Here is a 22,186-nt window from a genome sequence, read left to right on the forward strand (position 1 = left end):
GGTGCGCGATTGGCGTTCGGGCTATCGGAGTGGTGTGTCGAAGGCGCGACTCAGATAAAGGGGATCAGTGGGATGTCTTTCTTTTCCGGCGGTTTGTCCTTGAGCGGGCATTCCGGGCGTACGCCGTAGTCGTCTTTCTTGCACGGATTGACCATGCGCTTCTGTGCCAGGGAAATGCGCAGCATGTGGAAGGGCTGGCTGGGGGTACGTTCGATGATGCGGCCCTGCTGGTCGATGATTTCAACCGCCAGTTGGTGAGTGCCGCGGTCGATATTTTCCAGGGGGAAGACCGGGCTGCGTCCGGTCTGGCCCACTTCGCTGCCATCGAGCAGCAAGCGATAGCTGTGCCCGGGAAACAGCGCCGGTTCGCTGTTGACGCTGACAATCAGGTTGCCGGCATTGTCGCGCACGGTGGCATCCGGCTGTGGTACCAGAATCCGCAGCACCTGGTAGCGCTGGCTCGGTTGTGTCGCGCTGGCGGGGGCATCCGGCGCTACGGGCGGGGCGAGCGCCGGCATCGAGTTGCCCGGGTTCAGCTCGATACGCTGGGCGTCGCCCGACTTGGGCTTGTCGGTAAAGACCCGATTACCCTCGGCATCTATATAGGTGTAGACCTGGGCGGCGACGGGCAGACCGAGCAACAGCAGGCAGCAGAGCAGCAGGGTGCGCATGGTCAGGGGGTCGCCTTGGGCTTGGGTGACGGCGGTGGTGGTGGGCGCAGGGCCGGGCTGCTGGTGTTGACCCGTTGCACGGTGAAGTTGACCGGCTCGCTCTGCTGGACCGACTGCTCGCCGCTAAGGACCTCCACGGCCAGGCTGTGCTCGCCGCGGTCGACATTGGTCAGCTGCAGCATCGGTACATTGCTCGCCTGGCCATAGGGCTGACCGTCGAGCAACAGGCGCAGGCGGTGGCCGGCGGCCAGGCGTGGCTCGATCTGAATGCTGACGCTGAAGGTGCCGTTGTTGGCGCGCATGGCTTCGTCGCTGGGCAGACCGGTCACCTGCAGCAGGCTATAGGGCGCTACCGGGGGCTCGTCGTCGGTGTTGTCGGTCGGCGGCAGGCTGGGCACCTGCATATTTACGCTATTGGTCTCTGGCAGTTGCACGCTCTCCGCGGCCTGGCCTTCCGGCGGCTGATCGGTGAACACGGTATTGCCCTTGGCGTCGGTGTATTTGTAGATCTGCGCGCTGGCCGGCAGGGCCAGGCCGAGGAGCAGGCAGATGAGTAGAGGGCGCATGGCCGAACTCTCCTGATGGGGGTGTGCTAAGACTTGCACCGGCTGCGCGCGCTGGCAAGGGTGCTGATGGCCGGGCGTGCGCCAGTGCAGCAAAGGCTGGGGTAAAAGGTCGAGCCGGGCCGCCAGATGGGGGACGGTAAAACGCAAAAAGGCCACCCGAAGGTGGCCTCTTGTGTTGCGTGCGGGATTAGACGCTGTAGTACAGGTCGTATTCCAGCGGGTGTACGAAGGTGCGTACTTTGATTTCTTCTTCGGACTTCAGCTCGATGTAGGCATCGATAAAGTCGTCGGAGAACACGCCGCCCTTGGTCAGGAACGCACGGCCCTTGTCCAGCTCTTCCAGGGCTTCTTTCAGGCTGCCGCATACCTGCGGGATCAGCTTGCCTTCTTCCGGCGGCAGGTCGTACAGGTTCTTGTCGGCTGCGTCGCCAGGGTGGATCTTGTTCTGGATGCCGTCCAGGCCAGCCATCAGCAGAGCTGCGAAGGCCAGGTAGGGGTTGGCAGCCGGATCCGGGAAGCGCGCTTCGATACGGCGGGCTTTCGGGCTGGAAACGTACGGGATACGGATCGAAGCCGAACGGTTACGCGCCGAGTAGGCCAGCATTACTGGTGCTTCGAAACCTGGGACCAGACGCTTGTAGGAGTTGGTCGACGGGTTGGTGAAGCCGTTCAGGGCCTTACCGTGCTTGATGATACCGCCGATGAAGTACAGAGCGGTGTCGGACAGGCCGGCATAGCCTTCGCCGGAGAAGGTGTTCTTGCCATCTTTGCTGATGGACATGTGTACGTGCATACCCGAGCCGTTGTCGCCGTACAGTGGCTTGGGCATAAAGGTCGCGGTCTTGCCGTAGGCATCGGCCACGTTGTGTACGCAGTACTTCAGGGTCTGAACTTCGTCAGCCTTGGCAACCAGGGTGTTGAACTTCACGCCGATTTCGTTCTGGCCGGCAGTCGCCACTTCGTGGTGGTGAACTTCGATGACCAGGCCCATTTCTTCCATGGCATTACACATGGCAGTACGGATTTCGTGGTCGTGGTCGCACGGCGGAACCGGGAAGTAACCGCCTTTGACGGCTGGGCGATGGCCCTTGTTGCCGCCTTCGACGTCCTGGTCGGTCATCCAGGAACCCTGCTCGGAGTAGATCTTGAACATCGAGCCGGAGATGTCGGACTTGAACTTCACTTCGTCGAAGATGAAGAACTCAGGCTCCGGGCCGACGAATACGGTGTCGCCGATGCCGGTGCTTTTCAGGAACTCTTCAGCGCGCTTGGCGATCGAGCGCGGGTCGCGGTCGTAGCCCTGCATGGTGCTCGGCTCAACGATGTCGCAGACCAGGATCAGGGTCGGCTCTTCGGTGAACGGGTCGAGAACGGCGGTGTCGTCAACCGGCATCAGGATCATGTCGGAGGCTTCGATGCCTTTCCAGCCATGAATGGAGGAGCCGTCGAACATTTTGCCGTGCTCGAAAAATTCGTCGTCCAGGGCGTCGCGTGCCGGCATGGTCACGTGGTGCTGTTTGCCCTTGGTGTCAGTGAAGCGCAGGTCAACCCACTTCACGTCGTGTTCTTTAATCAGTTGAATCGACTTCGACATGCTGTCCTCCAGATGGCCAAGGCTCGGAATGGTGAGCCCTCAATAGTACGGTGCAGCCCGGCGGCATAGTCCTCCAGGGCAACCTGCCTCACAAGGGAGCAAATTGCATGCCAGTGCACAGGAATGGGTGCATGCCCTGAAACTCAGGGTTGGCGGGGGCTGTAACTGTGTAGAAGGAAAATATTTGCACCGTTATGGGTCAATGTATTTGCTCTATGCGCTTAAATGGTGCGCCATGTTAAGTGCTGCATGTTTTTGATCAAAGCTTGAGCAATTTCCGCTATAATCCGCGCCCCTGTTTTTTCGCGGCCTCGGCACTCACTGTTTTCATGAAATTGATCGTTAAAGTCTTCCCGGAAATCACCATTAAAAGTCGGCCGGTGCGTAAGCACTTTATCCGGCAGCTGGCGAAGAATATTCGTTCGGTTTTGCGTGAGCTCGATCCGCAGGTGCTGGTCAGTGGTGTGTGGGACAACCTGGAAGTCGAAACCCAGGTCAGTGAGCCGAAGACCCTGCAGGCGATGATCGAGCGTTTGCGCTGCACGCCGGGCATCACCCATTTCCTCCAGGTCGATGAATACCCCCTGGGCGATTTCGACGACGTGCTGGAAAAATGCAAGCTGCATTTCGCCGAGCAGCTGCCGGGCAAGATCTTCGCCGTACGCTGCAAGCGCGCTGGCAAGCATGCCTTCAGCTCCATGGATATCGAGCGCTATGTTGGCAGCCAGTTGCGCCAGCAGTGTGGCGCGGCCGGGATCGACCTGAAGCAGCCGCAAGTCGAAGTGCGCATGGAAATCCGCGATCAGCGCCTGTTCGTCATTCATAACCAGCACGAAGGCCTGGGTGGTTATCCGCTGGGCTCGCTGGAGCAGACCCTGGTGCTGATGAGCGGCGGTTTCGATTCCACCGTGGCGGCCTATCAGATGATGCGTCGCGGCCTGGTTACCCACTTCTGCTTCTTCAACCTCGGCGGCCGTGCCCACGAGTTGGGCGTGATGGAAGTGGCGCATTACCTCTGGCAGAAGTTCGGCAGCTCCCAGCGCGTGCTGTTTATCAGCGTGCCGTTCGAGGAAGTGCTGGGCGAGATCCTCGGCAAGGTCGACAACAGCCAGATGGGCGTGATCCTCAAGCGCATGATGCTGCGCGCCTCCACGCGCATGGCCGAGAAGCTGCAGATCAATGCCCTGGTCACCGGTGAGGCGATTTCCCAGGTGTCGAGCCAGACCCTGCCCAATCTCTCGGTGATCGACTCGGCCACTGACATGCTGGTGCTGCGCCCGCTGATCGCCAGCCACAAGCAGGACATCATCAACACCGCCAACCAGATCGGCACCGCCGAGTTCGCCAAGCATATGCCCGAGTACTGTGGCGTGATCTCGGTGAACCCGACCACCCGGGCGAAGAAGGACCGCATCGAACACGAGGAGCGCCAGTTCGATATGGCGATCCTCGAGCGCGCCCTGGAGCGCGCGACCCTGCTGCCGATCGACAAGGTGATCGACGAGCTGGGCAAGGACGTCAAAGTCGAGGAAGTCAGCGAAGCCCTGGCCAGTCATGTCATCATCGACATCCGTCACCCGGATAACGCCGAAGAGCAGCCTCTCGAGCTGCCCGGTATCGAAGTGCAAACGCTGCCGTTCTATGCCCTGAACAGCCGCTTCAAAGAGCTGGATGCCAATCGCCAATACCTGCTGTATTGCGATAAAGGCGTGATGAGCCGTTTGCATGCCCACCATCTGCTCAGCGAGGGGCATGCCAATGTGCGCGTTTATCGTCCGGCATAAGACGCCCGGGTTGAATGGCGGCAGCATCCGCCATCGCCCTCCCGACCCACAGGCGGCGTAACAGCCATAGCGCTCGTACGCCGCCTGGCAGAAATCGCAATTAGTTAATACTCGCCGCCTAGAATAAGCGGCACACCGAATCCTCTGATCGAGATACACAAGTGATCGAAAATCTACGCAACATCGCCATCATCGCCCACGTTGACCATGGTAAGACCACCCTGGTAGACAAACTCCTGCGTCAGTCCGGCACCCTCGAGCGCGGCGAGCTCAACGACGAGCGCGTGATGGACAGCAACGACCAGGAAAAAGAGCGCGGCATTACCATTCTCGCGAAGAACACCGCGATCAACTGGAACGGCTACCACATCAACATCGTCGACACCCCCGGCCACGCCGACTTCGGTGGTGAGGTTGAGCGCGTGATGTCGATGGTTGACTCCGTGCTGCTGCTGGTCGACGCCCAGGACGGCCCGATGCCGCAAACCCGTTTCGTGACCAAGAAGGCCTTCGAAGCCGGCCTGCGTCCAATCGTGGTGATCAACAAGGTTGACCGTCCAGGCGCGCGTCCGGACTGGGTTCTGGACCAGATCTTCGACCTGTTCGACAACCTCGGTGCTACCGAAGAGCAGCTGGACTTCAAAGTCGTCTACGCCTCGGCCCTGAACGGCATCGCCGGTCTGGATCACACCGACATGGCTGAAGACATGACCCCGCTGTACCAGTCCATCGTCGACAACGTGCCGTCGCCGCAGGTTGATATCGACGGTCCGTTCCAGATGCAGATCTCCGCTCTGGACTACAACAGCTTCCTCGGCATTATCGGCGTTGGCCGTATCGCCCGTGGTCGCGTCAAGCCGAACACTCCGGTGATCGCCATCGACGCCGACGGCAAGAAGCGTAACGGTCGTATCCTCAAGCTGATGGGTCACCACGGCCTGCATCGCATCGACGTTGAAGAAGCCACCGCCGGTGACATCGTCTGCGTCAGCGGCATGGACTCGCTGTTCATCTCCGACACCCTGTGCGACATCAACCATGTCGAAGCGATGAAGCCGCTGACCGTCGACGAGCCGACCGTATCCATGACCTTCCAGGTCAACGATTCGCCGTTCTGCGGTAAAGAAGGCAAGTTCGTCACCAGCCGCAACATCAAGGAGCGTCTGGACAAGGAGCTGCTGTACAACGTGGCCCTGCGTGTTGAAGAAGGCGACAGCGCCGACAAGTTCAAGGTCTCCGGCCGTGGTGAACTGCACCTCTCGGTACTGATCGAAACCATGCGTCGCGAAGGCTTCGAAATGGGTGTTGGTCGTCCGGAAGTGATCATCCGTGTCGTCGACGGCGTGAAGCAGGAACCCTTCGAGAACGTCACCATCGACACCCCGGAAGAATCCCAGGGCAAGGTCATGGAAGAGATGGGCCTGCGTAAGGGCGACCTGACCAACATGGTGCCGGATGGCAAGGGCCGTGTTCGTCTGGAGTACAACATCCCGGCTCGCGGTCTGATCGGTTTCCGTAACCAGTTCCTGACCCTGACCAACGGTGCTGGCATCCTGACCTCGATCTTCGATCGCTACGACACCATGAAGTCCGGCGACATGTCCGGCCGTCAGAACGGTGTTCTGGTATCGGTTGAGACTGGCAAGGCGCTGACCTATTCCCTGGAAACCCTGCAGGCGCGCGGCAAGCTGTTCGTCGAGCACGGCCAGGAAATCTACAACGGTCAGATCGTCGGCCTGAACAGCCGTGACAACGACATGGGCGTTAACCCAACCAAAGGCAAGAAGCTCGACAACATGCGCGCTTCCGGCAAGGACGAAACCATCGCCCTGGTTCCACCGGTGAAATTCACCCTGGAACAGGCTCTGGAATTCATCCAGGACGACGAGCTGTGCGAAGTTACGCCCAAATCGATCCGTCTGCGCAAGAAGATCCTCGACGAAGGCGAGCGCACCCGCGCGGCCAAGAAAGCCAAGAACTGATACCCGTTCTAGCTAACTGAAAAGCCCCCGCCGGCGAGAGCCTGCGGGGGCTTTTTACTGGGCGCTGTATTTATCGATGTTCGATTTTCAATTGCTTGAACGTCGCGCCGCCTGCTTCGGTTTCGTAGCCGCTGTTGTCCAGGGTGTATATGCCGGCCTTGAAATACAGTGAGTGGCTTTCCCAGGCCGTGTTGAGCCTTCCTTGCCAGCGCTTGATGGCCCCGCTGGGCTCGATCAGGCCGATGGTCATGGTGCCATCTTTGGCCAGGTGTACTTCGTAGCTGAAGTCCTGGTTCAGCTTGATCTGGCTGGAAAGTACGATCTTTTTGAGTCTCCATCGGTGGGGTTGCCGCGAAAGGCGACCACCACATTGCCGTAGCCTGTTGTAGCCACATATTGGTAGCCCAGCATCAGGGGCGGTGCGGTACTCTGTTTGGTGTGTATCTGGGAAAAGGCGATCATGCCAGTTGATGGGACCTGGGTGATCCTGGCGGTGGCGCTCAGAATGTTGTTGGCCGCGGAGTAGGTCCAGTTGCGCAGCTTGCCGTCGGCAAAGGTTTCGCGCAGTTCGCTACGTGGATACTCGGAGTTGGTCGTGGTGGTGCCGTTGACCGGGGCCCAGAAGCTGATCGTGCCGTCTTTCGACTGGAAGTAGTGGTCCTGATAGCCGCCGGCCAGGGCGGGTGTTTCAATGGTGGTGGCAGGGACGCCGACGGGAATAGTGAGGTTCCAGGTGGTGAGGTCAATCATGGTGGCTACTCCGAGGGCAGAACGGCAGTCGGGGCACCGGGTATTTCCCATTACATGTGGCTTCCATTGGCGACCTTTGTCGCGATACCTGCTGGGTGCTTGGGCGAAGAATATCGGGGTGTCTATCGTTCGGTAATTACCGCTCGTCATTGTTTTTGTCGCCGTATTTTTGGCGGTTCTGCGTCGACCTAATGTCGAAATCTATCTATCAGCTGTTGCGTAACGATTTTCCCGTTGCGCGCGGCTATGGGCTGGGCGCGAGAGTGGATTTTTATGCGTGAGGGCATTTTGCAAAGATGTGCGCAAGGTCTCGTTAGCTGGCTGAGCGCCTATGACGCAGAAGCTGGGGATTTCCCTGGTGGAAGAAAAAGTTGTCCTCTGCGCCAGGTTGTTTGACGGAATTTTCACGGGCCGACTGGCATAAAGGCGGCGTTCATCAAAGGGTCATGAGGTCGCTATGTCTGCAGCACTGCAAGCTTCACCGCGCCAGCGCGTGGATTGGGCCGGTTTAGGCTGGACCTTTGTGTTTTTTTGGTATTTCTCTGGAATTACCCAGTTACTGATTCAGTTGACCGGTACGGCCGGGTTTTCCGGCTTCCGTCAGGCCACGTTGGCCAGTGCGCTGTGGCTGGTGCCGTTGCTGCTGTGGCCCGCTCGTGCTCGGCAATTGGCCGCGGTGATTGGTACCTTGCTGTGGTTCTGCTCACTTGGCAGCTTTGGCTATTTCTTGATCTATGGTCAGGAGTTCTCGCAGAGCGTGATCTTCATCATGTTCGAATCGAACATCAATGAGAGCCGTGAATACCTGGTCCAGTACTTTGCCTGGTGGATGCTGCCGGCATTTGCTGTCTATGGCTTGGGTGGTTGGTTGTTGTGGCGCAAGGTGCGTCCGGTATACCTGTCGCGCCCCGGCGCACTTTTCGCGGCGGTCTTGGCCTTGTTTGTGTCTGTGGGCTATCCGGCGCTACGTCAGTTCAGCAAACACGATACTTGGCAGGCAGGGTTGGATAACTTTGCTCAGCGTGTTGAAGCGGCCACACCTTGGCAGTTGGTGGTGGGCTACAAGAATTACCGCGAGCAGCTGGCCGGTATGCAGGTCTTGCTGGCGGAGAATGCCAGCATCCCGCCGCTGAGCAATCTGCAGGATGCGCATGTCGGTCAGCCGGCCACTTTGGTGCTGGTGATTGGCGAGTCGACCAATCGGCAACGCATGAGTCTGTATGGTTACCCACGGCAGACCACGCCGGAGCTGGATCAGCTGCGCGATCAGTTGCAGGTGTTCGACTCGGTGGTGACTCCGCGCCCTTACACCATCGAAGCTCTGCAGCAGGTGCTGACCTTTGCCGATCAGGAGAACCCGGAGCTGTTTCTGACCACGCCTTCGCTGATCAATCTGATGGAGCAGGCGGGTTACAAGTCGTACTGGATCACCAATCAGCAGACGATGACCAAGCGCAACACCATGCTGACGACCTTTTCCAAGCAGGCCGATGAGCAGGTCTACCTGAACAACAACCGTGAGCAGAATGCCCGCCAATATGACGGTGATGTACTGGAACCCTTTGCCAAGGTACTGGCCGACCCGGCCCCACGTAAATTCATAGTGGTCCACCTGCTCGGCACACATATGAGCTACCAGTATCGCTATCCGCCGGAGTTCGAGCGCTTTACCGACCGTACCGGGGTGCCGAAGAATGTCACGGATGATCAGTTGCCGACCTACAACAGCTACGACAACGCCGTGCTGTACAACGACCATGTGGTGGCCAGCCTGATCAAGGGGTTGGCCGGGCAACGGTCGAATGGCTTTCTGTTGTACCTGGCGGACCATGGTGAGGCGGTGTTCGATGCGCCCAAGGCTGATGTGCTGGGGCGTAATGAGGCGGCACCGACCAGCCCGATGTACACCGTGCCGTTTATTCTGTGGAACTCGCCGCAATGGCAAGCGCAGCAACCGCGTGATTTCACAGCGGCGCTGTCACGGCCTTACAGCTCGTCGCACTTTATCCACACCTGGGCGGACCTGGCGGGTCTGCGCTTCGATAAGTACGAGGCGCATAAAAGCCTGGTGAGCAATGAGTTCCGGGCGCTGCCGTTGCTTATTGGCAACCCTGAGCAGCCGAAAAGCCTGATCGACTTTAGCCTGATCAAGCCCAAGGCCCGCGTGGGTGAGCTGGCCCAGCGCGAGAAGGCACAGGCCGCCGCAGGGCTGTAATGCTGCAGACAAAAGCCCCCGTTAATGCATAAGTTTTTCCAGGGTGCCGGCCAGGCCGCTGGCCAGTTTGCGTCGCCAGGCTGGGCTGTGGGGGCTGGCCAGTACGCGGTCTTCAAGGGCAAAGCTCTGGATGATCGCGTTGTAGCCGAGCCAGCGCAGCGGCTCCGGCTCCCAGCGCGGCAGGCGGTTGAGCGGCTGGTCGTCGAGCACCCAGGGCTGGCGAGTCAGCTCGCTGGACTGGCCGAGGATCAGCTCGGCCAGGGTGCGGCCGCCGAGGTTGCTTGCGCCTACGCCTTCGCCGCCATAGCCGCCGGATAGGGCGATGCCGTTTTTGCGGTCCACCAGCATATGCGGGCGAAAGTGCCGTGCCATGCCCAGATTGCCGCCCCAGGCGTGAGTGATGCGTACCTGCTTGAGCTGCGGGAAGAGTTCGCCGAACAGGTAGCGGCGCAGACCACGTTCGTCTTCGCTGAGGTTGAAGTCGGTACGCAGCTGGCCGCCGAAGCGGTAGCCGCCGCGGGCACCGAATACCAGGCGGTCGTCGGCGCTGCGCTGGCCATAGGTGACCTGACGGCTGTTCTCGCTGAAGGCCTGACCGCGTTCCAGGCCGATGTCGGCCCAGACCTCCTTGGACAGCGGCTCGGTGGCCACCAGCAGGCTCTGCACCGGTAATTGATGTTTGCCCAGCGGCGGCAGGCTGGCGGCGTAGCCTTCCACGGCCGGGACTATCCAGTCGGCGCGCACGCTGCCGCTGGCGGTGCGCACCTGGCCGGGCTGCCAGTCGATCACCCGGCTCTGTTCATAGAGTTCGACGCCCATGGCCGCCACGCAGCGGGCCAGACCGCGCACCAGCTTGGCCGGCTGCAGGGTGGCGCAGTGGCTGGCGTGGATTGCGCCGTAGGCATTGGCCAGCCTGAGTTGCTCATGCAGTTCGTCGGCGCTAAGCCAGCGGTAAGCGTCCTCGCCTAACCCCTGGGCGCGCAGCTCGGCCAGATGTTGTTGCAGGCTGGTCAGCTGCTCGGGGTAGCGCGCGGCGCAATAGAGCACGCCGCCCTTGCGGTAATCGCAGGCGATGCCTTCGCGGGTCAGCACGCTGGCGACTTCATCGGGAATTCCGTGCAGCAGCGTATAGGCGCTCTGGCGTGCGGCGCTGGGCAGGTCGGCGAGCAGGCGATCCTCGCCTAGCAGGTTGCCCATCAGCCAGCCGCCATTGCGTCCGGAAGCCCCGAAGCCTGCAATCTCGCCTTCGAGGATAACGATGCGCAGCTGCGGGGCCTGGCGCTTGAGGTAATAGGCGGTCCACAGGCCGGTGTAGCCCGCGCCGATAATCGCCACATCGGCGTGCAGGTCGGCACTCAGGGCGGGGCGGGCGGCCAGCGGCTCGTCCAGCTGGTCCATCCACAGACTAATGCTGCGCCATGGGCTCATGGTTTCTCTCCGGCAGGGGTGGCGTGCTGCGCAGAGTGCCCGATGGCGCGGAGCCGCTCAATCCCCGCAGGTTTTAGTCCTGGGTGACGGGCAGATGCAGGCTGCGCTTGAGCCGGCGCATGCCCAGCCACACCGCGGTCACGCACAGCGGCACGGCAATGCCGGTGGCCAGGGTGCTGCTTTCGATCAGGCCGAGGGCCTTGGCCGATTCCGCCAGGTATTTGCACAGGCCTACCAGGTAATAGCTGATGGCCGCCACCGACAGGCCTTCCACCGTCTGTTGCAGGCGCAGCTGCAGGTGGCTGCGCTTGTCCATGGCCTGCATCAGCTGCTGGTTCTGGGTTTCGATGGTCAGATCGATACGGGTGCGCAGCAGTTCACTGGCCCTGTCGATGCGTCGCGCCAGGTCGTCGAGATCCTGTTCGGCCGCCTCGCTGGTGCGCCAGGCCGGGGTCAGGCGGCGTTGGAGGAATTCGCTGAAGGTCTGCAGGCCGGGACATTCCTGTTCGCGCAACTCGCCCAGGCGATTGATGATCAGCTCGTAATAGGCGCGGCTGGCGGAGAAGCGGAAGTTGTGCGCGGCGATCAACTGCTCGACCCGTGCCGCCAGGCTGCCCAGCTCGCCGAGCAGGCGGCGTTCGTCGCCGAGGTCGCCGATCCGGTTGATCTGCTGGATGGCAGCGGCCAGCTGCCGCTCCATTTCCTTGATCTGCGGGGCGATGGCCTTGGCCTGGGGCAGCGCCAGGAGCAGCATCATGCGGTAGGTTTCCATCTCCAGCAGGGTGCGCACCAGGCGCCCGCTCTGGCAGGGGTTGAGGCCGCGATTGTGGATCAGCACGCGGCCGCTGCCATCGCTGTGGATGCGGTAGGCGCTCCACAGGCGGGCCTGGCCGTCGCTGACGCTGGAGCTGATCAGGCGCTGGCCTTCGAAGTGCATGCGCATCTCGTCCGGGCTCGGCTGCGTCTCCGGGAAGGCGATGATTTCCAGGTGGTTGCAGCTGAGCAGTTGCCCCGGCAGCTGCTGCAGCCAGTGTTCCGGCAGCAGGGCCAGAGCATCCTGGCTGAAGGGGGCCCCTTGCACCTGCTTGCTCACCAGGGTGTAGGTGGAGAATTCGGTATGGCGCTCCCAGCGCAGTTCGAAGCCGCCGAAATCCTGGTAATAGCAGGAGGAGTGCGCCGCGGGCGGCAGCACCGCGTGACGATCGCACAGGCGCAGCAGGTGCTGGTATTCGGCGTCCGCCTGCTGGGTGTCGGGCAGCAGCACCAGTTGCGTCAGGCGCGAAGGCGTCGACAGCACCGGAAAAGGGCGGGTGTGCAACTCGTTGAACAGGGCCTCGCGTTCCGGGTGGAAGCGCAGGCCATGCTGGCTGCTGGGCGTATGCGTTTGGGGCGAATTCATGCGCGGCGATCTTGTGCGGCTGGCCTGGTCGGCCAGTCTAGCGAGAGTTGCGCCGGTGTTGTATGTGTCGCATTGCCGCTAGGCAGTTACCGAACCGTCTCAGACCTTTGGCTTGTAGGCGCAATAGCCTGGCCGCGGGCCTATCTTGGGATGGTTGCGGCAGGTATCCGGGCGCTTGTCGTAGATGGTGCACAGGCGGGTCTTGCGGTCCAGGTAGTAGCAGTCGTTGTTGCTCATGCGGGTCAGGGTGAAGATCCCCGACTTCTGGTGGAAGCGCTCCACCAGGCCTTCCTTCTGCAAGCGCTTGGCAATGTTCTTGGCCGGCTCGCTGCGCTCGAATTCGTCCACCACGCCGATGCGGATCAGGTCGTTCAGGCGCACCTCCACCGGCAGGGTGCAGCAGCTGGACATGCAGCTGTGGCACATATCGGCGGTGTATTTGGCCCAGGTGTCCAGGCGGTCGAGTTCGGCGGCGGCGATCAGGTTGTTTTTCATCGGGGGGCAGGCGTGCGTCGGTTGGGCGGCGGGCGATGATAGCGAGCCTGGCGCATTTGTGAATGACTATCTGCTGGCTGGTCATATTTTGTGCGGCGGGTGCAGGGTGGCTAGCGTCCATTGGCAGACAGCCTGCGAGCCGTTGCGGCGCAGCGCTGAAAATGGCTCCCGGCGGTTTCTTGCTGTGCTGTGATGCGTACGGCATTCGTCTCTCTGGGTATGCGCGGGGCGGGCTCTTATACTGCTGCCAGTTCGGGCCCGCGGCGAGGGCAGGGAATGCGCGGGTTCGCCTGTTTTTAACGCGGCAGGGCCGACACGCAGCAGGTGTAAACAGCTTCTAAGGAATGTACTGCATGCAATGGATCTTTATGCTGGTCGGCCTGGTGCTCGGGGCTGTGGCGGATGAGACGCTGACCGCCTCGCTGCTGGGCGCGCTGCTTGGCCTGGGCCTCGGTCAGGCGCTCAGGCTGCATGGGCTTGAGCGCGAAAATGCGGCGCTGCAGGCCCAGCTCAAGACCTTTGCCCAGCGCTTCGAGCAGGGCACGGCCGCCCTCTATGAGCGCCTGCTGAAGCTGGAGCAGCCTGCGGCCACGGCCAGCGAGGTGGCGCAACCACCTGCCGAGCCCGCCGCTGTTGCCGAACCCGCGCCGGCGCAAGCCGCCCCTGCGCAAGCGGCCAGTGCAGCGCCCGTCGAGGCGGAACTGGACTGGACCCTGGACTTTGAGCTGCCCGAGCCGGATAAACCCGCCGAGCCGGCCCCGCAAGCAGCCGAACCGACTACTACTGCCAAGCCCGCTACGCCCTGGAAGCCCGCCGAGCCACGCCAGCCGACGTTGATCGAGCGTGGTTTCAGTGCGGCCAAGAGCTGGCTGCTGGGTGGCAATACCGTGCTGCGCGTAGGCGTGGTGCTGCTGTTTCTCGGCCTGGCCTTCCTGTTGCGCTACGCCACCGAAGGCATGGTAGTGCCGGTGCAGTTGCGCTATGCCGGGGTCGCCGCCAGCGCCTTGGCCCTGCTGGGCCTGGGCTGGTGGTTGCGCCTGCGCAACCCGGGGTATGCCCTGATGCTGCAGGGCACCGGGATCGCCGTGTTGTACCTGACCGTGTTCGCCGCCATGCGCCTGCATCCGTTGCTCGACCCGGGCCTGGCCCTGGGCCTGCTGGTCCTGGTCACGCTGTTTTCGGCAATTCTGGCGGTCAAGCAGGATGCCCTGGGCCTGGCCGCGGCGGCGGCCCTGGGCGGTTTCGCCGCGCCGATCCTGACCTCCACCGGCAGCGGCAACCATGTGGCGCTGTTCAGCTACTTCGCCCTGCTCAACGCCGGGATATTCGCCATCGCCTGGTTCAAGGCCTGGCGCTTGCTCAACCTGATCGGTTTTGTCGGCACCTTTGGCATCGGCTTCGCCTGGGGCCTCCGCTCCTACAACCCCGAGCTGCTGTGGAGCACCCAGCCGTTTCTGCTGCTGTTCTTCCTGATGTATGTGGCTATCGGCCTGCTATTTGCCCGGCGCAAGCTGCGCGAGGCGGCGGATGCGCCGCGGGAACGCGATCAGCTGCTGCGCTGGGCGGCGCGCCAGGGCGACTATATCGACGCCACCGTGCTGTTCGGCCCGCCGCTGGTGGGGTTTGGCCTGCAGTTCGCCCTGGTTCAGCATATCGAGTTCGCGGCGGCCTTCAGCGCCCTGGCTCTGGGCCTGTTCTACCTGCTGCTGGCGCGGCTGCTGGTGGGCCGCACGGGCGAGCGCGCGACGCTGCTGGTGGAAACCTGTCTGGCCCTGGGCGTGGTGTTCGGCAGCCTGGCGATTCCCCTGGGCCTGGACGCGCGCTGGACCTCGGCGGCCTGGGCGGTGGAAGGTGCGGGCATCTACTGGCTGGGGCTGCGTCAGCGGCGCGGGCTGGCGCGGGCCTTCGCCCTGCTGCTGCAGTTCGGCGCGGCCGTGGCCTTTGTTATGGGCCTTGAGGGTGCCGATCGGACCCTGCTCGACGGTGCGCCCCTGGGCGCGCTGATGCTCGGCGCGGCTTTGTTGTTCAGCTACTGGCAGTTGCGCCGCAGCCCGCCGGAGGCGAGTAGCCGCTGGGAACGGCGCGGCTTGCCATTACTGGCCTGCAGCGGCCTGGCCTGCCTCTATCTGATCGCGCCCCTGCTGTTTGCCGCTCAGGGCACGGCCATCAGCTGGGCCGTGGCCGGTCTGCTGACCCTGCTGGTGGGCCTGCGTTTGCCGGCGCGCAGCTTTCTGTTCAGCGCCTTCGCCGTGCAGCTGCTTGGCGGTTTGGTCTTTATGGCGCAGATGGCCGGCGATGCGCTGACCGGCGGTGGCGGTTTTGCCGCCGGCTGGCAGGGCCTGCTGACCTCCTCGCTGATCGGCCTGGGCCTGATCGCCGGCATGTTGCTGGCGGCGCGCGATCCTCAGGTCAGCGCCGACCGCCGCCTGCTGCGCGGCCTGTCCCTGGTGCTGCTGGTGGGGTTGGTATTCCTCAACCTGGCGGTGCTGTTCGTTCTGCCCTGGGCCACGGCCAGCGCGGTGTGGGGCGGCAGCGGGCTGTTGATCATCTGGCTCAGCCTGCACCTGCAGCAGCGCGCCAGCTTTGTTTTTGGTCTGGTGCTGCAGGGCCTGGCGGGGTTGGTGTTCCTCGGCGTCAGCCCGCTGCTGGACGGCCAGCTGGACAGCGAGGGGCTGCGCCCGCTGGCCCATGTGGATTTCTGGACGCCGCTGGTGCTGGGCATCGCCGCCCTGATCGGGGCCTGGCGTCTGCAGCAACTGGCGCGCCGCGAAGGGCCTGCGGCCCTGGGCAACTTCAGCCTGCTCGGCCTGGCCCAGCTGCTGCTGGTATGGGGCGCGGCCTGGTGGGGGCTGGCGCTGAGTAGCGAAGTGCTGCGTTTCCTTGAGCCGCAATGGCAGACGGCAGCCTTGCTCGGCGTCGCCGCCCTGAGCGTGGCGGGAGCCAGTTGGCTGGCTCCCCGTTCGCGCTGGCCGGAGTTGGCGTTGCTGTCCTGCCTGTTGATCCCCCTGGCGGGTGTGGTGCTGCTGCATGCCTGGCACCTGCACTATCAGCCGGCGGCGCATTTCGGCTGGCTGGGCTGGGCGCTGCTGTTCGCCGTGCACTTCTGGTCGCTGCGTCGGCTGGCCGCACAGCTGCCGGCCGGGGCCCTGAGCGCCGCCCATGTGCTGGGCTGCTGGTTGCTGCTGGGGGTGCTGGCGCTGGAGTTGCGCTACCTGTTCTTCGCCCTGTCCGAGCATTACAACGCCTGGCGCTGGCTGGGTTGGGCGCTGCTGCCCAGCGCCTATTTATGGCTGATGTCCCTGCCGCGGCAGTGGCCCTGGCCGCTGGCGGCCTATCCACGGGAATATCGCCTGTTGGCGGCGGCTCCCCTGGCACTGCTGATGCTCGGCTGGTTCTGGCTGACCAACATGGCCAGCGCCGGCGATGCCGCGCCACTGGCCTATCTGCCGCTGCTCAACCCGCTGGAGTTGGGCCTGTTGTTTGCCCTGGGTGCGGTGTTCGCCTGGGCCCGCACGGGCCTGGCCGAGCTGGGCGTGGACGCCATGCGCAGTCAGTGGCTGACTCAGGCGCTGGCGGGGGCCTCGCTGTTCGCCCTGCTGACCGCCATGGTGATGCGTACGGCCCATCACTGGGGCGGAGTGCCCTATCGGCTGGATGCGCTGCTCGATTCGATGTTGGTGCAGGCCGGGTTGTCGATCGTCTGGACCTTGATCGCCTTGCCGCTGATGGTTCTCGGTAACCGCCGCGGCCGGCGTGAATTGTGGCTGATCGGCGCGGCGCTGATCGCCGTGGTGGTGGCCAAGCTGTTGTTTGTCGAACTGGGCAATCGCGGCGGCCTGGAGCGCATCGTGTCCTTTATCGGGGTGGGGGTATTGCTGCTGGTGGTCGGCTATTTCGCCCCGTTACCGCCGCGCAAGGCCGAAGTCGAAGTCGAGCAAGTCCGGGAGCAGTTATGAAAAGGGTCAAATCGCGTTACCTGGGCTGGGGGCTGCTCGCCGGTCTGTTGCTCAGCCCATTCGTCCAGGCTGAAGAGCGCCTGGAGGATTACCCCGTGCAGCTGCCCCTGGCGCTGTCCGGCGAGGGCCCCTGGTATCGTCTCGAAGTGCCCATGGCCCTGCATTTCGCCGCACGTTTCGGCGATCTGCGCGACCTGCGGGTGTTCAATGCCGAGGGCCAGGCGCTGGCCTATGCCCTGGTGCCGGGGCAGAGCGCGGCGCACGACAGCCAGCAGGAACAGGCAGTGCGCTGGTTTGCCCTGTATGCCGAGCAGGACGATGGCAGTGGTGTGCCCAACCTGCGGGTGCAGCGCAGCACCAGCGGCACCCTGATTGAGCTGCTGGATGAAGCGGACGCCGCGCCTAAGCCGGCGCAGCTGCGTGGCTGGGTGCTCGATGCCAGCGCGATTGAGGAGCCGCTGGTGCGCCTGCAGCTGGACTGGGTCGGCGCTCAGGAGGGCTTTCAGCGCTTCAGCATCGAGGCCAGCGACGACCTGCAAAGCTGGCAGCCCTGGGGCACGGGGCAGCTGGCGCGGCTGTCCTTCGGCAGCGAACGTATCGAACAGCGCCAGGTCGAGCTGCCGGGCCGTCAGGCGCGTTACCTGCGCCTGCTCTGGCAGAGCCCGCAACAGGCACCGCAACTGACCGCGGTGATCCTGCACAGCCAGCACAGCGAACAGGTTCCGGACCCGCTGGTGTGGTCGCAGTCGCTGCCGGCCAGCCGTAGCCCGGATGGCGAGTATCAGTGGCAACTGCCCCTGGCCCTGCCGCTGGAGCGGCTCAGGGTTGAACTCAGTCAGGCCAACAGCCTGGCCCCCATCCACGTGGTGGGACGTAGCGAGGGTAAGGGTGCCTGGCGACCGCTGGCCCAGGGCCTGCTCTATCGCCTGCCGGAAAATGGCACGGAGATCCGCCAGGACGAACTGCAGTTGCCGGGCTGGCCGGTGCAGCAGCTGCGCCTGCAGGTGGATCCCCGCGGCGGCGGGCTGGGTACTGAGCCACCGACCGTGCAGGTGGCCGTGCGCGCCAGCCAGCTGGTGTTTCTGCAGCGCGGCAGCGCGCCCTATCGGCTGGCGCTGGGCCGGGCCGGTGCGCATTCGGCGGCCCTGCCGCTGACCACCCTGATTCCGGCTTATCAGCCGCAGCGGCTGCAGCAATTGGGGCGTGCCGAACTGCTGGCGGAGGCTACTCTGTCAACGCGGCTGGAGGCCACTGCGGCCGCTGGTGGCGACTGGAAGCGCTGGGGACTCTGGGCGGTTCTATTGCTGGGTGTGGGTATGCTGGCACTGATGGCCATCAGTCTGTTGCGCCGGCCGGCGGCCGGCTGAAGGTCGATACTGGCCTGTCGCCATAAATAAACCCATGATCGGTAATGGCTTTTGCAGTATCTTTGGCCGATTGAATTGATCGACGTTTGAGGTCAGGAAGGCCCTTGCGTATCACTATCTCGACTACAGTGCGGAGCCTTTCCGCAAGCGCTTCTGGGGGGCGGGCAGCTCTGTGCTGCTGGCGTATCGGGGCGTTATCCATTGAGCCGGACAACCGATGAACGCCTGCGGTGATTCCGCCTGGGCGCTGAGTGCGCCGGTGCTGCTGACGATCTGCGTGTGTTGCGGCGTGCTGCTGCTGGCGCGCTGGGTGAAGCGCCAGCGCTATTTTCCTGGGCGCGAGACTTTTATCGTGCTGCACCTGGCCAGCATCTGGTGGATGGTGGCCGCCGGCCTGGAAATGGCCGCGCAGGGGTCGCAGTGCAAGGTGTTCTGGGCCAGCATGGCCTGGCCCGGGATTCTCGCGATGCCGACCTTCTGGGCGATGTTCCTCTGGCAGTACGTCAACAGCGTGCGCCAGCCATTGTCGCTGCGCACAGGCCTGGGGCTGGCCGTGGTGCCCCTGCTGATCTGGTTGATGGCCCTGAGCAACCCCTGGCATGGCCTATTCTATGGCCCGGGCACCGCACCGCTGAGCGATGCCCCGGGCGCACCTATCCGCTACCAGCATGGCCCGCTGTTCTATGCCGCGGCGGCCTACCTCTATCTGTTCATGGCCTTCAGCATCGGCGTGGTGGTGCGTGCGGCGCTGGTCAGCTACGGCGTGCACCGTCGCCATTTCATGGCGTTCGCGGTGGTTACGGTGATCCCCTGGGTGGCCAATATCGGCTATGTGGTGTTCGGCTGGATGCTGTTCGGCTTCGATCCCACCCCTTTCAGCTTCGCCTTCACCCTATTGGCGTTCGCCTGGCTGATTGTCGGTGGGCGTCTGTTTGATCTGCTGCCGGTGGCCCGTCACCTGCTGCTCGATGCGCTGCTCGACCCGGTGCTGGTGGTCGATGCCCGGCTGCGGGTGATCGAGGCCAACCCGGCGGCGCTCAAGCTTGCCGGCTTGTCCGGTAGCTGGCAGGGCCGGCCGCTGGCTGACTGGCCGGTGCTGGGGGCGGATCTACAGGTGCTGCTGGCTGCTCAGCCCAAGGCCGAGCAGGAACAACTGCTGGCCCTGGCCAATTCGGCGCGCTACTTCGAGGTGCGCATACGCGCCATCGAGCGTACGACCCATCGTGGCACCCTAGTGCTGGGGCAGATGCTCTATCTGCGTGATGTCACCCAGCGCCATCTCAGCGAGTTGAAGCTGGCCGAGGCCCTGGCCGTCAGCGAAGAGCGCCTGCGGATCATTTCCGATCTGCATGAGCAGCTGCGCGAGCAGGCGCTGTGCGACCCGCTGACCGGTCTGTACAACCGCCGCTATCTGGACGAGTTCTTCGCCCGCGAGCTGGCCCTGGCCCAGCGCGAGTGCACGCCGATCTCCCTGGCCCTGATCGATCTGGATCATTTCAAGCAGCTCAACGATGAGCACGGCCATCTGGAGGGCGATGATGTGCTCAAGGGCGTGGCTCAGCACTTGCTGGAAAACCTGCGCAGCTCCGATGCGGTGTTCCGTATCGGGGGAGAAGAGTTTCTGCTGATCCTGCCGCGCGCCGACGCCCAGGAGGCGCACAAGCGCCTGGACGCCATCTGCCGCAGCCTGGCCGCCCATCCCTTGCCCACCCGCGGCGGTGCCCGCTACGTCACCCTTTCCGCCGGCCTGGCGCTCTGGCCCGAGCAGGGCCAGGAACTCGACGAGTTGCTCCAGGTGGCCGATGCAGCGCTGTATCAGGCCAAACACGCAGGGCGCAATCGGGTGTGTTCGCTGTCCAGCTAGGCTCTGGGGGGCCGCGGGGTAACCCCTGCAGCCTCGAACTCACCCAAATGGGTGAGGCCGGCGTTAGCCCGTGCATTGGTTCACAAAACTGACTACATTCTGTGCCGGTAAGGTCCAATAAAAATAATTATCCAGGTGTCCCATGAAGCGACTCTTAACGCCATTAGCAGCGGCATGTCTGCTCGCAGCATCTCCCTCTCTTGTACTGGCCTCGCCCTATTCCGGGCTGGTGGTGTTTGGCGATAGCCTCAGCGATGCCGGGCAGTTTGCCGACCCCGATGGCCCGGATGGGGCCACCCTGCGCTTTACCAACCGCGTGGGGCCGACTTATCAGAGCGGCAGCGGCGAAATCTTGGGTTCGACCTCTCCCATGTTGCTGGGCGAGTTGCTGGGGCTGGGCCCGCAAACCCCTTCGACGTCTTCGGTTCTGGCCGATGCCGGGTTGCCCGACGGGTCCAACTGGGCCGTAGGCGGTTATCGCACCGATCAGATCTTCAACTCGATTACCGCGGCCGGCGGTTCGGTGGTTGCGGGCGGTCGCACGCGCGATGGTTTCCTTGTGGACCTGGCCAATCGCGGCCTGAGCCTTGACCCAAATACGCTGTTTTATGTGAACGGCGGGGGCAATGATTTTCTTCAGTTAGCTATCAATCCGTTCGCCCCGCCGGCGGTAGCAACTCAGCAGGCGCAGGACGCTGCTGGCCGTTTGGTTGATGGTGTCGAGGCCCTGCAAGCCGCTGGTGCACGCTACATCATGGTTTCTTTGCTGCCCGATGTGGGGAGTACGCCTAGCGCTGCTGCTTTGGGCGGGTTGTTCCCCACATTGCCGGATACTATTTCTGGGCTGGTGGGCGATTTTAATAGCGAGCTGGTCAGCCAGTTGCGCGGCGTCAACGCCAATATCATCCCGCTGAATCTGCCGTTATTGGTGACCGAGGTACTCGCCACCCCTGGCACATATGGTTTTGATGCCTCTCAGGATCTGACGGGCACCTGCTTCGATGGCTGTGCCAACGTCAATGCCACCTGGGGCATCAATAGCGCTACGCCGGACCCGAGCAAGCTGATGTTCAACGACAGCGTGCACCCGACCACGGCCGTGCAGCAGATCGCCGCGGACTACTCTTATTCTCTTCTGGCAGCACCCTGGGAGCTGACCCTGCTACCGGAAATGGCCCACGGCACCTTGCGCGCGCACCAGGATCAGCTGCGTACGCAGCTGCTGGCTGACTGGGAAGCCTGGCAAGCCATTGGTCAGTGGCGGGCGATGGTTTCCGCTTCGGGCCAGCGTCTGGACTTCGATTCCCAGCGTGCCTCTGCGGGGGCTGACGGCAATGGCTACAGCCTCAACCTGGGCACCAGCTACCGGCTTGACGAGGCCTGGCGGGTCGGCGTTTCCCTTGGGGTGTACGAGCAGGAGCTGCAGGCCGGCAGGGCCGATTCCGACTACGACATGCGCAGTTATCTGGCCACCGCCTTTGCCCAGTACCAGCACAATCGCTGGTGGGGCGATTTTTCCGCCAGTGCCGGCTACCTGGATTATCAGGATCTCAAGCGCAAATTCGACCTGGGCATTACCCAGGCCAATGAGAAGGGCGATAGCGAAGGCCAGTTGTGGGCATTGAGCGGGCGGGTGGGTTACGACATCGCCCAGCCCGGCAGCAACTGGCACCTGAGCCCCTTCCTCAGCGCCGATTATGCGCGGGTCGAGGTGGACGGCTATGCCGAAGAGGGAGCCCGTTCGACCGCACTGACCTTCGGCGACCAGGCCCGCACCTCCAAGCGCCTGGGCTTCGGCTTCCAGGGCAACTGGATGCTCGGCGCGAATACCCAGGTGTTTGCGGAAATCGCCCGCGAGAAGGAGTACGAGGACGATGCAGCCAAGCTCAATGTCGCCCTTAACAGCCTGCCGAGCCTCGATTTCACCCTGCAGGGCTATCAGCCGGATGATCGCCTGGACCGTCTGAGCCTTGGCTTCAGTCAGCAACTGAGCGAGGACCTGGCATTGCGCGGGGCCTACAGCCTGCGCAAGGGCGAGGATGACAAGCAGCAGGGCGTCAACCTGGCACTGACCTGGAACTGGTAGCGACCAACGGGCGGCAGCAGGAGGCACTG

General features: G+C 63.1%; 13 protein-coding genes and 1 pseudogene. 7 read left to right on the forward strand and 7 right to left on the reverse strand.

Annotation, left to right across the window (positions count from 1 at the left end; all coding sequences use genetic code 11):
* Positions 1 to 50: 50 nt before the first annotated feature.
* The 3 genes from WMW70_RS01420 to glnA form a co-directional block, all read right to left on the reverse strand.
* Entirely contained in the window at positions 51 to 671 is a 621-nt protein-coding gene (locus WMW70_RS01420) for a DUF4124 domain-containing protein (protein ID WP_341435738.1), read from the reverse strand.
* A gap of 2 nt (positions 672 to 673) precedes the next feature.
* Complete coding sequence (locus WMW70_RS01425; protein WP_341435739.1) at positions 674 to 1,237, reverse strand: DUF4124 domain-containing protein; 564 nt, start codon at positions 1,235 to 1,237, stop codon at positions 674 to 676.
* A 187-nt stretch (positions 1,238 to 1,424) separates the two neighbouring features.
* Complete coding sequence (gene glnA, locus WMW70_RS01430) at positions 1,425 to 2,831, reverse strand: glutamate--ammonia ligase (RefSeq protein WP_341435740.1); 1,407 nt, start codon at positions 2,829 to 2,831, stop codon at positions 1,425 to 1,427.
* Positions 2,832 to 3,160: 329 nt separating this feature from the next.
* Here glnA and thiI point away from each other — a divergent pair, with 329 nt between their 5' ends.
* Positions 3,161 to 4,615 (forward strand): tRNA uracil 4-sulfurtransferase ThiI, encoded by a 1,455-nt coding sequence (gene thiI / locus WMW70_RS01435; protein WP_341435741.1) that lies wholly within the window; start codon positions 3,161 to 3,163, stop codon positions 4,613 to 4,615.
* A 161-nt stretch (positions 4,616 to 4,776) separates the two neighbouring features.
* The gene (typA, locus tag WMW70_RS01440; RefSeq protein WP_341435742.1) at positions 4,777 to 6,597 is read left to right on the forward strand and encodes a translational GTPase TypA; all 1,821 of its coding nucleotides are present in this window, start codon (positions 4,777 to 4,779) and stop codon (positions 6,595 to 6,597) included.
* A 70-nt stretch (positions 6,598 to 6,667) separates the two neighbouring features.
* On the opposite strand, the pseudogene WMW70_RS01445 reads toward typA, so the two are convergent.
* A pseudogene (locus tag WMW70_RS01445) lies at positions 6,668 to 7,347 on the reverse strand (polysaccharide lyase family 7 protein).
* Positions 7,348 to 7,804: 457 nt separating this feature from the next.
* On the opposite strand from WMW70_RS01445, the gene cptA reads away from it, so the two are divergent.
* Positions 7,805 to 9,562, forward strand: coding sequence for a phosphoethanolamine transferase CptA (cptA, locus tag WMW70_RS01450; RefSeq protein WP_341435743.1), 1,758 nt, complete (start codon positions 7,805 to 7,807; stop codon positions 9,560 to 9,562).
* A gap of 21 nt (positions 9,563 to 9,583) precedes the next feature.
* Here the strand turns inward: cptA and WMW70_RS01455 are convergent, their stop codons facing one another.
* The 3 genes from WMW70_RS01455 to WMW70_RS01465 form a co-directional block, all read right to left on the reverse strand.
* Positions 9,584 to 10,990: an NAD(P)/FAD-dependent oxidoreductase gene (locus WMW70_RS01455; protein ID WP_341435744.1), complete on the reverse strand. Its 1,407-nt coding sequence runs from the start codon at positions 10,988 to 10,990 to the stop codon at positions 9,584 to 9,586.
* Positions 10,991 to 11,063: 73 nt separating this feature from the next.
* Entirely contained in the window at positions 11,064 to 12,389 is a 1,326-nt protein-coding gene (locus WMW70_RS01460; protein ID WP_341435745.1) for a DUF3422 family protein, read from the reverse strand.
* A 99-nt stretch (positions 12,390 to 12,488) separates the two neighbouring features.
* Positions 12,489 to 12,884 carry a YkgJ family cysteine cluster protein gene (locus tag WMW70_RS01465; RefSeq protein WP_341435746.1) on the reverse strand — a complete coding sequence of 132 codons (396 nt, stop codon included), beginning with the start codon at positions 12,882 to 12,884 and terminating at the stop codon, positions 12,489 to 12,491.
* A gap of 353 nt (positions 12,885 to 13,237) precedes the next feature.
* Here WMW70_RS01465 and WMW70_RS01470 point away from each other — a divergent pair, with 353 nt between their 5' ends.
* From WMW70_RS01470 to WMW70_RS01485, 4 genes are all read left to right on the forward strand, one after another.
* Positions 13,238 to 16,840, forward strand: coding sequence for a DUF2339 domain-containing protein (locus WMW70_RS01470; protein WP_341435747.1), 3,603 nt, complete (start codon positions 13,238 to 13,240; stop codon positions 16,838 to 16,840).
* The gene (locus WMW70_RS01475; RefSeq protein ID WP_341435748.1) at positions 16,837 to 18,207 is read left to right on the forward strand and encodes a DUF3999 domain-containing protein; all 1,371 of its coding nucleotides are present in this window, start codon (positions 16,837 to 16,839) and stop codon (positions 18,205 to 18,207) included. Before WMW70_RS01470 ends, WMW70_RS01475 begins: the two co-directional genes overlap by 4 nt.
* Before the next feature lie 217 nt (positions 18,208 to 18,424).
* Positions 18,425 to 20,071 carry a histidine kinase N-terminal 7TM domain-containing diguanylate cyclase gene (locus WMW70_RS01480; RefSeq protein ID WP_341435749.1) on the forward strand — a complete coding sequence of 549 codons (1,647 nt, stop codon included), beginning with the start codon at positions 18,425 to 18,427 and terminating at the stop codon, positions 20,069 to 20,071.
* A gap of 142 nt (positions 20,072 to 20,213) precedes the next feature.
* Positions 20,214 to 22,157: an autotransporter domain-containing protein gene (locus WMW70_RS01485; protein WP_341435750.1), complete on the forward strand. Its 1,944-nt coding sequence runs from the start codon at positions 20,214 to 20,216 to the stop codon at positions 22,155 to 22,157.
* The last annotated feature ends 29 nt before the right edge of the window (positions 22,158 to 22,186 follow it).

Source organism: Pseudomonas sp. XK-1 (assembly GCF_038069885.1).
In the GTDB taxonomy this organism is placed as follows: Bacteria; Pseudomonadota; Gammaproteobacteria; order Pseudomonadales; family Pseudomonadaceae; genus Aquipseudomonas.